Genomic DNA, 14500 nt, shown 5'->3' on the forward strand with positions numbered 1-14500 from the left:
TGCCTAGAAGATGCAAAAAAGCCTTCTCTCCTACGCAGGAAAGAAGGCCTTTTTTTGATGCCCTTTCGGCTACCTAGCGCTTGGGCGCCTCGTCGGCCGAGCCGCCGTAGATGGCGGGCACCGCGATGTCGAGCAGGCGCAGGTACACGCTCATTTGGCCGCGGTGGTGAATGAGGTGGTTGAGCACCATGGTGCGGACCACGGCGGTGCGGGGCAGCGAGAGCAGCGTTTTGTCGCCGTGCGTGAGACTCCAGATATCGTTGAAGGCGTCGTCGCTCACGTCGGCCAGGGCCTGGTGCAAGTTCTCGGCATTGACATCGAAGCGGGCTAGCAAATCGGCCGTGGTGGCCGGGTTGTCGGGCATCTTATTGGTAGCCAGGTCGAAGGCGGCGCCTTGCAGCGACATTTCGAGGAAGCCGATGAGGTTGGCCATGTGGCCGGCCAGCGTGCCCAAGCTCATGCTTTTGGCGTGGGGGCGCCAGCCGAACTGCTCGGTGGGCACGCGCTCTAGCACGCGGCGCGTAATGGCCAGCTCGTGCTTCAACTCGTGGCCGAGCGCGGTTTGCAAATTGGGTTGGGGAGGATGAATCATGGCGCAAAGGTCACGCTTTTTGCCCGAGGTCTTTAGCGCGCGGCCAGCGGCGTGCCGGCCGTTGGCGAGGCGGGCGGCGGCGGCAGGGCCGCCCCGGTGGCCGGCTCGTCGCGCAGCTTCTTGCCGCGCAGCGTCAGCAAGAACCCTAGGCCGATAATAAAGAACACGATGAGCGAGAGAATGCTGTTGCGCATCGAGCCCGTGAGCTGCCCAATCAGCCCAAACGACAGCGTGCCGATGACGATGCCCAGCTTCTCCACCACGTCGAAGAAGCTGAAAAACGCCGCGTTGTTGGGCGTGTTTTCGGGGATGATTTTGGAGTAGGTGCTGCGCGAGAGGCTCTGCACCGCGCCCATCGTGAGGCCGATAACGCCGGCCAGCACGAAGAAGCTCCAGCCCGCCTGCACGAAGTAGCCGGCCACGCAGATGAGCATCCAGATGAACACCGCCCAGCTGAGCGCCCGCGTGTTGCCGATGCGGTCGGAGAGCTTGGCAAACAGCCAGGCCCCCAGGATGCCCACAATTTGGAGCAGCAAGATGGTGACGATGAGCGACGTGCTATCGAGCTTCAGCACCTTGTCGCCGAAGATAGTGGCCACGTACATCACCGTTTGCACGCCCATGTTGTAGGTGAAGTAGGCTAGCAAAAACCGCTTGAGATTGGGCAGCTGCTTGAGCTGGTCCCAGACCTTGCCCAGCTCGCGGAAGCCGTTGAGCAGCCAGCCGTCCTGGGAAACGGGCGCATCGGCGGGGCGGCCCGTGTCGGGCGGCAGCGTGAAGAAAGGAATCTGGGCAAAGCCCACCCACCAGATGCCCGTGAGCACGAAGCTCAGGCGCGTGGCGTCGCCGCTGCTCATCCCAAAGAGAGCCACGTTCTTAGGTCCGCCGGCTATTTCGGGCCCCATAATGATACCTAGGCAGATAACCAGCAGCAGCACCGAGCCGATGTAGCCCATCGAAAAGCCCCGCGCCGACAGCGAGTCGAATTTCTCCTCCGAGCTGATTTCGGGCAGGTACGAATTGTAAAACACGATACTGCCACTAAAGCCCACCGTGGCCGCGATGAAGATAAACGTGCTCAGCGTCAGCGTGTCCTTTGTAAAATACGCCAGCCCCGCGCAGCTGGCGGCCCCTAGGTAGCAGAAGATTTGCAGAAACAGCTTCTTGCGCCCTGAGTAGTCGGCCAGCGACGTTAGGAACGGGCTCACCAGCGCAATAATGAGGAAGGCCGCCGAGATGGCATACGTCAGCAGCGACGAGCCCGGCACCTTATACCCCAAAAAATCGACCACGTCGGTGGGGTTAATTTCCTTCGTGATGGAGCCCCAGTAAATCGGGAAAATCGAACTGGTGATGACGAGCGGGTACACCGAGTTGGCCCAGTCGTAGAAGGTCCAGCCGGTGGTGATGCGCTTGTTGTCTTTTTCGACGGCCGGCGCGGAGGCGGTAGCAGTGGGAGTCATGCAGAGAGGAAAGTTGGCAGGCGCCAAGATACGTAGCGCGGCCGCGCCACCTAGGCGCGCACCGATAAGGTAACCTAGCGGCTTGGCCGGCGCAGTCCCTCGCGCGGTTTGCGCCCCGGTCGGCCCCAGGGGTGCGTTAGCCACCTAGGTCACTGTGGCCCACGGTAGGCGTGCCCCGCTACTGTTAAAATAAAGCGCTCGTTTTTACTTTATTTGGTGGTTTAAATGAGGAGCGGGCGGCTAGTTATTTGGTAACAATGTGCTATTGATTTGTACATTAGCTGTCATTCCCGCCTCCTATACGCTATCCTATTCGTGTTATCCCCCTCCTCCGGCAAGTATGCTTCCTACTCGGATGTGGACCTGCTTGCTGCCCTCCGCACCGACGACCAAGGCAGCTTCGCCGAAATTTACCAGCGCTACTGCTACCGGCTTTTCACGCTGGCCTACCAGAAGCTGAAGAGCCGCGAAACCGCCGAAGAGCTCGTGCAGGACTTGTTCGAAAACCTCTGGAACCGGCGCGCCAGCCACGATATTCAGCAGCTGGAGCAGTACTTGTTTTCAGCCCTGCGCTATCGCATTATCAACTACATCAAGGCGCAGCAGGTGCGGGCGGGCTACGAGTTGTATTGCCGCCTAGGTGCCTCGGAGGCCGATAGCAACACCGAAGACGCCTTAGCGGTCAATGAGCTAAGCACCGCGCTGCTCGCGAGCGTGCGCAAGCTACCAGCCAAAACCCGCGAGATATTTCAGCTGAGCCGGCTGGAGCAGTACTCGGTAGCCGAAATCTCGGGTCGGGTAAATCTGTCCGAAAAGACGGTGGAGTACCACATCACTAAATCGCTCAAGCTCCTGCGCAGCTACCTACGCGACTTTTTGATGCTAGTCGTGGCAGGGTTCTGGTATTTGTAGGGCTCGTTTTCGGCTTAGCTAGGGCTTGACAAAAAGCGCCTGTCATTGCTTCGCTTCGCTCGCAATGACAGGCGCTTTTTGTTTTTTTTGGCAAACTACTTTCAGATAACACACTGACCTTCTGACCTAAGTAAACCAACTACTTATTTTTCTGCAAAAAAGTAGTCCGTTAGGTTAGGGGTAGCCGCGAGTTGATTGACTTGTGAAGTAGAAGCCCACCTACCCTACCTACCCACCCGTGACGGAATCCGAATTCTACCTGCTCTTGCAGCGCTACCTCGATGGTACCTGCACGCCCGCCGAGCAGGCGCAGGTGACGCAATGGTACGACCAGCTCCAAAAAGCCGACCTGCGCCAACTGCCCAGCCATTCCCAACGGAGTGTGGAGGAGGCCATCTGGCAGCGGCTGCGGCTTACCCCGGCGGTTCCCCAGCCGGCTTTGCGCGGGCGGCGGGCCGCTCGGCTCTGGCAAAAGCGCCAGCTACGCTGGGCCGCTGGGCTCGGGCTATTCGTGCTGGGCCTGGGCGGCTTGCTGCCCTACGCCCGGCATTGGCAAGCGGCCTCGGCGCCCACCGCCGCCACCTCGGCCAACGGCTGGACGCGCCACCAGAATACCACTCCCCAAGTACAGGCGTTTAGCCTGCCCGACGGTAGCCGCGTCACGCTGCGCCCCGGCAGCAGCTTGCGGTATCCGGACGCGCTGGCCGGTGCTCGGCGCGAGGTGTACCTAGAGGGCGAAGCCTTTTTTCAGGTGCACAAAAACCCGGCGCGGCCCTTCCTAGTCTTTACTAACCAAGTAGTAACTACTGTGCTGGGCACCAGCTTCGACGTGAAAGCCTACCCCGGCCAGGCGCAGGCATTGGTGGCCGTGCGCGAGGGCAAGGTATCAGTGCAACCTAGGGAGACGGCCCAGCTGGAGGCTACCCCCACGCACCCCGCCAAAGGCGGCGTACTGCTGCTGCCTAACCAGCAAGTCGTGTACTCGGTGGCCAGCCACCGGCTGAAGAAAGAGCTGGTCAACAAGCCCGCGGTGCTCGTGCCGCAAGCCTTCGAGTTTGAGGAGCGGCCAGTGGCCGAAGTGCTCGCCACCTTGGAAAAAGCCTACGGCGTGCCGATTGTGTACGACAAGCAGAAGCTGGCGGGCTGCACGGTCAGCATCACCTTCTACGACGAGCCTTTGTTTGAAAAGCTGGGCCTGCTGTGCAAATCCCTAGGTGCCTATTACACGCTGGCCGATACTCAGATTACCATTCATAGTACGGGCTGCGAAGCCCACCCTGCCCCACCGCATAGCTAAGCGGCGCCCCGTGGGAGGTAGCTAGTGGCTAGCCTCGCCAACCCAACTACACGATTGCACCGGCACCCGGAGGAACCTAGCTAGTGGCTAGCCCTCGCCGATACACCACCACTTATCAAGGTCATTTTTACTAGGTAGCGGCATTTGAAAAAATGCTGAACGGTAACCCTTTGCGTTTTATTTCCCACCCTTATCCATGAAAAACCAGGTACCATTTTCCCCACCTCTCCGGCCCTTACTGCGAGGTTTACTAGTACCAGCCGTGGTAGCTTGCCTCCAGGCCAGCCCGGCGCAGGCGCACGGGCACGCCACTGCTCAAACGATACTGGAGCGCACCGTAACGGTGCAGGCAGAAGGCCAATCCATCAAGGTTATTCTGAGCCAATTGGCCAAGCAGGCCAACATTCGCTTCGTGTATAGCCAGCAACTCGTGGGCGCCGACCGCAAGGTGTCGGTGCGCGCTCAAAACGAGCCGCTGGCCACGGTGCTCGACGAGATTTTTGCGCCCCTCAAAATCGAATATGAGATAAACCACGACCGCATCGTGCTGCGGCTTCCGGCAAAGGCCAGCTCCGCAAACGATTCCGGTAGCTCCAGCCTCTCGCCGGAAGCGGTGCCCGTTACGGGCAAGGTGGTGGATGGCAAGGGCGCGGGCCTGCCCGGCGTAACGGTGCTTGTGAAGGGCACGACCACCGGCACCAGCACCGGCGTAGACGGCAGCTTCAGCATTCAGGCACCCGAAAACAGCGTGCTCGTGTTCAGCTTCGTGGGCTACACGCGGCAGGAAGTACCGGTGACCGGCGCGGCCAGTGGCCTGACCGTGACGCTAGTTGAAAGCGCGCAGGACCTGAACGACGTAGTCGTAATCGGCTACGGCACGGCCCGCAAGAGTGACCTCACCGGCGCCGTGGCCTCGGTTAACAGCGCGCAGCTGACCCAGGTGGCCACCTCCGACCCCGTGCAGGCCCTGCAGGGCCGCGTGTCCGGCGTGGAAGTGACTTCTAACAGCGGGCAGCCGGGCTCGGGCACCCGCATCCGGGTGCGGGGCGTGGGCACCATCAACAACAGCGACCCGCTGTACGTGGTGGACGGCATCCAGACCAGCGACATCGGCTTTTTGCTGCCTACCGACATCGAGTCGACGGAGATTCTGAAGGATGCTTCGGCCACGGCCATCTACGGCTCGCGCGGGGCCAACGGCGTGGTTATCATCACCACCAAGCACGGCAAGGCGGGCTCTACGCAGTTTAACCTGACCGGCTACACGGGCTTTCAGCAAATTCGGCGCGAGCTGCCCCTCACCACCGCCGCCCAGTATGCGACGCTCGTGACGGAAGCTTACGTCAACGACGGCAAACAGCTGCCCGACTACGGTCCGCAACTGCAAAACGCCATTGCCACCAACGCCGAGGGCACCGATTATCAGAAGCTGGTGACGCAGAAGGGGTTGATTACCAACTACAGCTTGTCGGCCTCGGGCGGTACTGAGCAAAACCGCTACCTCATCAGCGGCAGCTACTTCCAGCAAAACGGCATTATCCAGAATTCGGGCTTTAAGAAGTTCGTGATTCGAGTAAATGACGACGTGGTGCTCACCAAGCACATCAAGGCGGGCGTGGCGGCCACGTTTACCAACAACAACCAGACGGGCAGCGGTGATGGCCAAGGCGGCTCGCAGCCGTACACCGTGCTACTATACGCCCTGCAAGTCAATCCCATCCTCAACCCATTCGGGCCCAACGGCACTTATACGGAAGATGTTATCACGCGCAATGCACTGAACGTGCCGCGCTTACTAGATGAGCAGAAGTATAATAAGGTGCAGAACAACAACTTGTTCAGCAGCAGCTACCTCGACGTGTCGCTGTTCAAAGGGCTGTCGTTCCGCTCCACATTCGGCATCAATTACTTCAACAACCACCCTAAGACTTACCAGCCGCAGTACTACATCGGGCCGGTAGACCAGCGGGCCCAGAGCGCGCTTATCGAGACGCGCAACGAAAGCGTGAGCTGGGTGTGGTCGAACTACTTTAACTACAACAAGACCTTTGCCGATAACAGCAACCTCTCCTTTACCCTAGGGCAAGAGGCGCAACGCGGCTACGGCACCGGCATTTCCCTCACGGCCTACAACGTGCCGCTCGATGCTTCGCTGCAATACGCGTCGGCCTCGCGCAGCACCGGCAACGTGGTGCGCAGCAGCCAGTACGACGGTAGCTTATCGTCTTACTTCGGCCGGGCCAACTACAACTTCCGCGACCGCTACCTCCTCACGGGTACGCTGCGCTTCGACCAGACCTCGAAGTTCCTGGGCGCGGTGCGCCGGGGCACCTTCCCGTCGGTGGGTGCCGCCTGGAACATCTCCAACGAGAGCTTCCTCAAGGACGTCAGCTACCTGTCGGTGCTGAAGCTGCGGGCCAGCTACGGCCAGGTGGGCAACCAGAACGCCGCGCCGAACTACGGCTACGCCTCGGTGGCGAACAACAACCAGATTTATGTCTTCAACGGCGCGGCCGCGCCCGGCCTGGCCATCACCCAGATTAACAATCCAGATTTGAAGTGGGAAACGGCCATCACAACCGACGTGGGCGTGGATGCCGAGTTTTTCAACAGCAAGCTGACCTTTACGGCCGACTACTTCGAGCGCCGCACTCGGGACATGATTGCCCTGCTGCCGGTGCCCGACTACGTAGGCCAAGCCCCGGCCAGCGCCAATGTGGGCGCCCTGCGCAACCGCGGCCTGGAACTAGCCCTGAACTACCGCAATGAAATCGGCAAGCTCGGGTACAACGTAGGGTTGAACTTCACCAAAATCAACAACGTCGTAACTAGCCTAGGGGGCGGCAACGCCATTGCGGCCGGCAACGTGCTGCCGCAAATCGGCAACACTACCCTCACCGACGTGGGCCGCGAAATTGCGTTCTACTACGGCTTGCAGGCCCAGGGCGTGTTTCACAATCAGGGCGAGATTGACGGGTATAAAAATGCCGCTGGCGCGCTGGTGCAGCCCGGTGCCAAGCCCGGCGATGTGCGCTACCAGGATACCAATGGCGACGGCGTCATCACGGCTTCTGACAACACCTACCTGGGCAGCGGCACGCCCAGCTTCAGCTACGGCGGCTCACTGAGCCTGAACTACTCGGGCTTCGATTTCCGGGTGCTGCTCTACGGGGTGCAAGGTGCCGAAGCCATCAACGGCGGGGCCTTCAACCTGTCGAAATCGGCTGACTTTGTGGGCGTGTGGAGCAATTTCTACGCGAGCCGCATGGACCGCTGGACGCCCAGTAACCCCAACAGCGACCAGCCCCGCGTGACCACGACCGACACCAACGGCAACGACAAGTTCAGCAGCCGCTACGTGGAAAACGCGAGCTACCTGCGCGCCCGCAACATGGAAATCGGCTACACGCTGCCCCAGGCGTTGCTGGGCAAGGTGCAGGTGAAGGGTGCCCGGATATTCGCCTCAGTGGATAACGTGTTCACCATCACCAAGTACACCGGCTACGACCCCGAAATCTCGACCGTGGCTAACTACAACAACCCCCTGTCGTACGGCGTGGACTACGGCAACTACCCGCAGGCGCGCACCTACCGCCTGGGCTTCAACGTGCAGTTCTAATTCAGCTATTTCCTACCCCTCTATATGAAACCCACCCGCGCCGCCGCCATGCTCGGCTTGCTGCTCACCACCGCCCTCACGCCGGGCTGCAAAGACTTTCTGGAAAAGCAGCCCCTAGGTACCACCACCCAGGATAACCTCTTCAAAGACCCCACCAACGCCGTGCAGGCCATCAACGCCACATACGACGTGACGGCCTGGGACCAGGGCCCCAAGTGGGGCGACCCCAACGGCCAGTACGTGGCCCAGACCTACGAGTGGATGTTTGGGGACCTGATGACCGATGACTCCGAAAAAGGCGGCAGCTCACCCAGCGACTTCGGGCCCCTGATTGAGCTCAAAACCTGGAATATTCCACCTGCCAACCAAACCATTACCACGCTGTGGGTACACAGCTTCACGGGTATTGCGCGGGCTAATACGGTGATTAACAACATCGACGCCGGCACCATCGACGCGGCGCTGAAATCGCGTTTGAAGGGGGAGGCGCTGTTTTTGCGCGCTTACTTCTATTTTAACCTGGTGAAGGCCTTCGGCGGCGTGCCGCTGTTTGAAAAAACCGTGACGCCCACCGAGGCGCCCAACGTAACCCGCGCCACTATCGCCCAGACCTACGCCTTCATCGAGAAGGACCTGAAGGCCGCCGCCGCCCTGCTGCCCGAGAAGAATGCCTACGCCCAGGCCGACCTAGGCCGCGCCACCAAGGGCGCTGCCAACGGCTACCTGGCCCGCGCCATCATGTACCAGCTGGGCACCGTGAACGGCAACAGCCACACCTGGCAGGAAGTGTACGACATCACGAGCACTATCATCAGCTCGACCCAGTATAGCCTGTTGGCCAACTACGCGGCCATCCACCAGGACATTGGCGAGAACAGCAGCGAGTCGCTGTTCGAGATTCAGTTTGGCTCGGACAACAACGGCTACGGCCCCATTTCGATAGGCACGACCAACAACATTTTCCAGAACAACCGCCGGACGTTCGGCTACGGCTTCAACAACCCCACGCAGAACCTGTTCAACGAGTTTGAGGCCAACGACCCGCGCCGCGAAGTCACCATTATCAAGAACAACGACGTGGTGCTGGGCATCCTCAACCCCGTCGATATCACGCAGAACGCCACGGGCTATTTCAACCGCAAGGCGGCCATTATCGCCCCCAACGCCCCGGAGTCGGGCCCGCAGAACATTCGCAAGATGCGCTACGCCGACATTTTGCTGATGAAGGCCGAAGCCGCCGCCCAGCTCAGCCGCCCCGCCGAGGCCATCGCCCTGGTAAACCAAGTGCGCGCCCGCGCCCGCCTGTCAACCCGCCCGCCGGGCACCACCCTAGGCTCGCTGGCCTATGAGCCTACCAACGCCCCGGCCGGCACCCTGCCTGATGTGGTGGGCCTGTCGGGCAGCGCCCTGCTCAACGCCATCTGGCACGAGCGCCGGGTCGAGTTTGCCGAGGAGTCGCTGCGCTTCTGGGACTTAGTGCGCACGGGCCGCTACCTGGCCACCCTACCGGCCGATGTACGGGCCCGGGCCCAGTCGCACGTTGCGACCGAAACCTCGGTGAACCCGACGCCCCTACTGCCAATTTCGCTGAACGATGCCCAGACCTGGAAGCTACCGCAGAACCCTGGCTACTAGGTAGCCTTGCGCTACTTAATACTTAGTAGCCTATTTACCCGCTATGCAAAAGGCCGTGTTCAGTACTGAGCACGGCCTTTTGCATAGCGGGTAAACACGTTTTTGCGCTACCCTAGGGCGGCGTACTGCGCCTCCGTATCCACGTCAGTAGCGCCGCCGGGGAAGTCTACGGTGGGCAGGTGGGCGTATTGCTGCAACAGCTCGCGGGCGCCGGCGGCCCCGCGCAGCTCCAGCAGCTGCGGAAATATCTCGCGGCTGAACAGGGCCGGTACGCCCTGAGTGCCCGCGTAGGCCGAGGCCACTACCGCTTGGCCGGTGGCCTGAAACTGCACAATCAACTCACCGATAATCTCGGGCGTGAGCAACGGCTGGTCGCAGAGAATAACGACTACGGCATCGACCTTGGCGGCTTCCGACGCGGTTTCGAGCTCGGCGAGGCCAGCGGCGATGCTGCCGCCCATGCCATCGGCCCAGGCATCATTGCAGACCACGTGAAAGGGCAGGCCGTCGATTTCAGGCAGCAGCTCGTCGTGCAAGGCGCCGGTCACGAGTACCAGCGGGCGGCAGGGCGAAGCGGTGGCCACCTCGGCGGCGTGGCGCAGCAGCGTCTGGCCCTGGTAGGGCAAGAGCTGCTTGGGGCGAGCGAGGCGCGAGGACGAGCCGGCGGCGAGTAGCAGCAAGCCAACGGTGGCGGTGGGGTCGTGGTGCATGGGGTAGGGAGGGCTTGGTTATAAAAAACGTTTGTCATTGCGAGGAGGAACGACGAAGCAAACCTTCCTTCACGCTAGCACGGTAATGCTACTGTAAAGGAAAGTTTGCTTCGTCGTTCCTCCTCGCAATGACAAACGTTTTTATTTAGGTCAGGACGCTAATCTAGCTCGCCAACCCCGCCATCATTACCTTCTCGGGCGTGAGGGGTAGGTCGCGCAGGCGCTTGCCGGTGGCGTGGTACACGGCGTTGGCTACGGCGGCGGCTACGCCCACCATCGAGATTTCGCCAATGCCTTTCACGCCCATCGCGTTGATGTAGGGGTCGTGCTCTTCCACGAACTCGACCGTCATGTTGGGGATGTCAGCGTTGACGGGCACGTGGTAGTTGGCCAGGTCAGAGTTGGTGTAACGCGAGAATTTGGCGTCGCGCTCGGTGGCTTCCATCAGCACCGAGCCGATGCCGAAAATAGCGCCGCCGATAATCTGGCTGCGGGCGGTCTGGGCGTTTAGGATGCGGCCGGCACCCATCACGCTCACCCATCTGCTGACGCGGATGACCCCTAGGTCCATATCAACCCGCACCTCGCAGAAGTGCGCCCCGAAGGAGTGCATAGAGTGCTGACCCGCCGCGTCGGCATTGTTGCCGGGGCCGGCGGGGCCCGCCGATTGGCCCGTTTCGTAGCCCGCGCCGTAGCGGCCGCGGCCCATGCCCTCGATGTCGGTGAGCTCGGCGCGCTTCATCAGCTCGCCGAAAGCTTCGCCTTTGCTTGGGTCTTTTTTCAGGAACAGGCGACCTTTTTCCATGGTCACATCTTCGGGCTTAGCCTTGTAGAGCGGCGACTTTTTGTCGCCCACCGCTATCTTAATGAGCTTTTGCCACACGTCTTGCGCCGCCATAAACACCGACGACGACACCGTGCCGGCCGCAATGGAGCCGCCCGAGTTGGGGGCGGTGGGCAGGTTGGTATCGCCGAGCTCGAAGCGCACTTTCTCGATGGGCAGGCCCAGCGAGTCGGCGGCTACTTGGGTCATCACGGTGTAGGTGCCGGTGCCTAGGTCGGTGGCGCCGCTCTGCACCACGGCGTGGCCGTCGGCGTAGAGGCGGGCGCGGGCCGTGCCCTGCGAACTGTGCACGGGGTAGCTGGCGGTGGCCATGCCCATGCCGATGAGGTAGCGGCCGTCGCGGGTGGCGCCGGCCTTGGGGTTACGCTTGCTCCAGCCAAACAGCTCAGCGCCACGGGCGTAGCATTGTTTCAGGCTCTTGCTGCTCCAGGGTTTATCGTTGCTGTAATCGTGGTCGGCGTAGTTGCGCAGCCGAATTTCGAGGGGGTCTACCCCCAGGCGGGCGGCTAGGTCGTCCATCGAGCACTCCAAGGCGAAAGAGCCCGGCGCCTCGCCGGGAGCGCGCATGAATGTCGAGGTCATGACGTTGGCCCGCGCCATCTCGTAGCTGGCCTCGAAGGTGGGGCTGGCGTAGAGCATATCGATAATCTTGGAGTTCGACTCGGCGTACTCATCCCAGGGCGAAGTCGTCGACTTCTTGGTGTGAATGAGTGAGGTGAGCTTGCCATCAGCCGTGGCCCCGAGCTGTAGGGTTTGGTGCTGGTCTTCGCGGTGGCCCATGCTGGTAAACTGCTGCTTGCGCGTCAGCATGAGCTTCACCGGCCGGCCCACGGCCTTAGCGGCCTGCACCGTGAGGATGGTGTGCGGCCACATCGAGCCTTTGCAGCCGAAGCCGCCACCTAGGTACTTCGTAATGACGCGCACCTGCTCGCGGGGCAGGCCCGTCATGGCAACCAAGGTAGTCTGCGTGCGCGTCACTCCTTGCGTCGATTCGTAGACGACGAGGCGGTCGGGCGCTTCCCAGTGGGCCGTGGTCGAGCCCGGCTCCATGGGGTTGTGGTGGTACACCGGGTGCGTGTAGGTAGCCGTAAGCTGAATGGGCGCGCTGGCAAAGGCACCTTTGGCATCGCCGCGCCGCTGGTGGCCGTCCACTTTGCCATCCTGCACCTGCGCCGGGTTGAAGAGCTTGGCGCGGGGGTCGAGAAAGGTGGCAATGGGCTGTTCGGGCGTCGTGGCGTACGTCACGCGTACCAGCGTAGCGGCGTGGATGGCGTGGTCGAGCGTATCGGCCACGACCAGGGCCACGGGCTGCGCCGAGTAGAAAATCTCGTCGCTGGTGAGGGGCATGAAGCCCATCGGGGCGCTCGTGTCCTTTTTGCCCTGGTCGTCGTTGGGCGTTTTGGCCAGCTTGGGCAGGTTTTGGTGGGTGAGCACGGCAATAACGCCGGGCTCGCGCATGGCCACCGTGGTATCAATGCTTTGGATTTTACCCTTGGCTATCGTGCTAGTAGCCAGCACGCCGTAAGTCAGGCCCGGCAGCGGAATCTCGGCCGAGTACTTGGCTTTGCCGGTTACTTTCTCGCGGCCCTCCACCCGCACGAGCGGCTTGCCAACGAAGCCACCGGGCTGGTCAAAAAATTGGGGTTCCATAGTCAATTATCAGTTAGCAATTAGCAGTCATCAGCTGTTCGGGCGTGCGCCTCACGAGACCCCTCTAGGGCTAGCCCTAGAGGGGTCTCGTGAGGCGCTGCGTTAGGCGGTAACCTCAAGAAGCGCCCGCACGATGGTGCGCTGGGCCATCTCGACCTTGAATTTATTATGCTCGCGGGGCGAGGCATCGCGCACGGCCAGGGCGGCGGCAGCGCGGAAGGTGTCCTCCGTAGCGGGCTTGCCCACCAGGGCTTTTTCCACGGCGGGCACGCGCCAGGGCACGGTGCCCACGCCCCCCAGGGCCACGCGCGCCGAGCGGATGGTGCCACCCTGCACATCGAGGCCCACGGCGGCCGAGACAAGCGCGTAGGCGTACGAAGCGCGGTCGCGCACCTTGAGGTAGTGCGACTTGCGGGCGTGCGCGGCGGCCGGCACGAGGATGGCCGTGATGAGGTCGCCGGGCTGCAATTGGGTTTCGATGTGGGGTGTGTTGCCCGGCAGCTTGTAGAAGTCGGCCAGCGGCACGGTGCGGGTTTTGCCCTTCGCGCTCTCAATGCTGAGCGTGGCATCGAGGGCCACCAGGGCCACGCACAGGTCAGAGGCGTGGGTCGCGATGCAGCTTGGGCTCCCCCCTAGGATGGCCAGGTTGCGGTTGTCGCCGTCCTGCGCGGGGCAGCCCGAGCCGGGCACCCGCTTGTTGCACGGAAAGGCCACGTCGCGGAAGTAGCCGCAGCGCGTGCGCTGCAACAGGTTGCCGCCCATGCTGGCCATGTTGCGCAGCTGCGGCGAGGCCGAGGCTAGCAGCGACTGCGAAATGACCGGGTAATTCTGCACCACCAGCGGGTGCTCGCCCACGTCGCTCATGCGCTCCAGGGCGCCGATGCGCAGGCCAGTGGCCGCGTTTTCGATACCTAGGAGCGAGAGTTTATTTAAGTCAACCAGCAGCGAATGGTGCTCGATGTTGGCCTTCATCAAATCGATGAGCGAGGTGCCGCCGCTGATGAAAGCCGCGTTTTTATCGCTCTGCGTGGCGGTGGCCGCTTCTTTGGTCGAAGCGGCCTGGGTGTAGGAAAAATTATCCATCGGGAATTAGCCTTTTGCTTGTTGGCCAGCTACTTCGCGCACGGCAGCCAGAATATTGGGGTAGGCGCCGCAGCGGCAGAGGTTGCCGCTCATCCACTCGCGGGCCTGGTCGTCGGTGGTGGCGTGGCCCTCCTTCACGCAGGCCACGCCCGACATGATTTGGCCCGGCGTGCAGTAGCCGCACTGGAAGCCGTCGTGCTTGAGAAACGCTTCCTGCATGGGGTGCAGCGCATCGCCCTTGGCCAGGCCCTCGATGGTGGTTATTTGCTTGCCCTGGCTCATCACGGCCAGGGTCAGGCAGGCATTGACGCGGCGGCCATCGACGAGCACGGTGCAGGCGCCGCACTGGCCGTGGTCGCAGCCTTTTTTGGTGCCGGTCAGGTCCATATACTCGCGCAGGGCGTCGAGCAGCGTGGTGCGGGGCTCCAGGCGCAGGCTTTTGGCCTGGCCGTTGATGTTGAGGGTCATGGGGCTGGCGCCCGATACGATGGGGCTGGCGGGGGCCAGCTTGTCGGCCAGCGCTTCGGCCTGGCTGGCGATGGGCGGGGCTAGGGCAAAACCCAGGATGCCGCCGCTTTGCTTAAGAAAAGAGCGGCGTGAAGGGCCGCCCGCAGGTGTCCCGGCCGCGTCGGGGAGTTGGTCGTCAGGAGTAGACATCAGAAATAGCGCGTAGTGAAGTGGTTTATATCTACGCG

At 61.8% G+C, this 14500-nt stretch carries 10 protein-coding genes; 4 read left to right on the top strand and 6 right to left on the bottom strand.

Going from position 1 to position 14500, the window contains the following annotated elements; all coding sequences use genetic code 11:
• Window positions 1-73 precede the first annotated feature (73 nt).
• Both ACFSDX_RS06185 and ACFSDX_RS06190 read right to left on the bottom strand, forming a co-directional pair.
• The gene (locus ACFSDX_RS06185; protein ID WP_382312365.1) at window positions 74-592 is read right to left on the bottom strand and encodes a DinB family protein; all 519 of its coding nucleotides are present in this window, start codon (window positions 590-592) and stop codon (window positions 74-76) included.
• 32 nt (window positions 593-624) lie between these two features.
• Window positions 625-2055: an MFS transporter gene (locus ACFSDX_RS06190; RefSeq protein ID WP_382312366.1), complete on the bottom strand. Its 1431-nt coding sequence runs from the start codon at window positions 2053-2055 to the stop codon at window positions 625-627.
• A 315-nt stretch (window positions 2056-2370) separates the two neighbouring features.
• Between ACFSDX_RS06190 and ACFSDX_RS06195 the strand changes: the two genes are divergently transcribed.
• From ACFSDX_RS06195 to ACFSDX_RS06210, 4 genes are all read left to right on the top strand, one after another.
• Window positions 2371-2967 carry an RNA polymerase sigma factor gene (locus tag ACFSDX_RS06195; protein ID WP_382312367.1) on the top strand — a complete coding sequence of 199 codons (597 nt, stop codon included), beginning with the start codon at window positions 2371-2373 and terminating at the stop codon, window positions 2965-2967.
• A gap of 238 nt (window positions 2968-3205) precedes the next feature.
• Window positions 3206-4264 carry a FecR family protein gene (locus ACFSDX_RS06200; protein WP_382312368.1) on the top strand — a complete coding sequence of 353 codons (1059 nt, stop codon included), beginning with the start codon at window positions 3206-3208 and terminating at the stop codon, window positions 4262-4264.
• Window positions 4265-4526: 262 nt separating this feature from the next.
• Window positions 4527-7883 (top strand): TonB-dependent receptor, encoded by a 3357-nt coding sequence (locus ACFSDX_RS06205; RefSeq protein ID WP_382312369.1) that lies wholly within the window; start codon window positions 4527-4529, stop codon window positions 7881-7883.
• A 24-nt stretch (window positions 7884-7907) separates the two neighbouring features.
• Window positions 7908-9518 carry a RagB/SusD family nutrient uptake outer membrane protein gene (locus ACFSDX_RS06210; RefSeq protein WP_382312371.1) on the top strand — a complete coding sequence of 537 codons (1611 nt, stop codon included), beginning with the start codon at window positions 7908-7910 and terminating at the stop codon, window positions 9516-9518.
• A 107-nt stretch (window positions 9519-9625) separates the two neighbouring features.
• Here ACFSDX_RS06210 and ACFSDX_RS06215 read toward each other — a convergent pair whose 3' ends face one another.
• The 4 genes from ACFSDX_RS06215 to ACFSDX_RS06230 form a co-directional block, all read right to left on the bottom strand.
• Window positions 9626-10228: a nucleotidyltransferase family protein gene (locus tag ACFSDX_RS06215; RefSeq protein ID WP_382312372.1), complete on the bottom strand. Its 603-nt coding sequence runs from the start codon at window positions 10226-10228 to the stop codon at window positions 9626-9628.
• Between the two features lie 163 nt (window positions 10229-10391).
• On the bottom strand, window positions 10392-12722 hold the full coding sequence (locus ACFSDX_RS06220) for a xanthine dehydrogenase family protein molybdopterin-binding subunit (RefSeq protein WP_382312373.1): 2331 nt from the start codon (window positions 12720-12722) through the stop codon (window positions 10392-10394).
• A 102-nt stretch (window positions 12723-12824) separates the two neighbouring features.
• Window positions 12825-13805, bottom strand: a complete 981-nt coding sequence (locus tag ACFSDX_RS06225) for an FAD binding domain-containing protein (protein ID WP_382312374.1) — start codon at window positions 13803-13805, stop codon at window positions 12825-12827.
• Between the two features lie 6 nt (window positions 13806-13811).
• Window positions 13812-14462 carry a (2Fe-2S)-binding protein gene (locus ACFSDX_RS06230; RefSeq protein ID WP_382312375.1) on the bottom strand — a complete coding sequence of 217 codons (651 nt, stop codon included), beginning with the start codon at window positions 14460-14462 and terminating at the stop codon, window positions 13812-13814.
• Window positions 14463-14500 lie beyond the last annotated feature (38 nt).

The organism is Hymenobacter bucti, assembly GCF_042681145.1.
Classification (GTDB): Bacteria; Bacteroidota; Bacteroidia; order Cytophagales; family Hymenobacteraceae; genus Hymenobacter; species Hymenobacter bucti.

What these genes read in the sequence shown, in the direction of transcription:
- ACFSDX_RS06185 (WP_382312365.1), bottom strand. Translation starts at nt 592, where the DNA reads ATGATTCATCCTCCCCAACCCAATTTGCAAACCGCGCTCGGCCACGAG.
- ACFSDX_RS06210 (WP_382312371.1), top strand. Translation starts at nt 7,908, where the DNA reads ATGAAACCCACCCGCGCCGCCGCCATGCTCGGCTTGCTGCTCACCACC.
- ACFSDX_RS06225 (WP_382312374.1), bottom strand. Translation starts at nt 13,805, where the DNA reads ATGGATAATTTTTCCTACACCCAGGCCGCTTCGACCAAAGAAGCGGCC.
- ACFSDX_RS06220 (WP_382312373.1), bottom strand. Translation starts at nt 12,722, where the DNA reads ATGGAACCCCAATTTTTTGACCAGCCCGGTGGCTTCGTTGGCAAGCCG.
- ACFSDX_RS06215 (WP_382312372.1), bottom strand. Translation starts at nt 10,228, where the DNA reads ATGCACCACGACCCCACCGCCACCGTTGGCTTGCTGCTACTCGCCGCC.
- ACFSDX_RS06230 (WP_382312375.1), bottom strand. Translation starts at nt 14,462, where the DNA reads ATGTCTACTCCTGACGACCAACTCCCCGACGCGGCCGGGACACCTGCG.
- ACFSDX_RS06190 (WP_382312366.1), bottom strand. Translation starts at nt 2,055, where the DNA reads ATGACTCCCACTGCTACCGCCTCCGCGCCGGCCGTCGAAAAAGACAAC.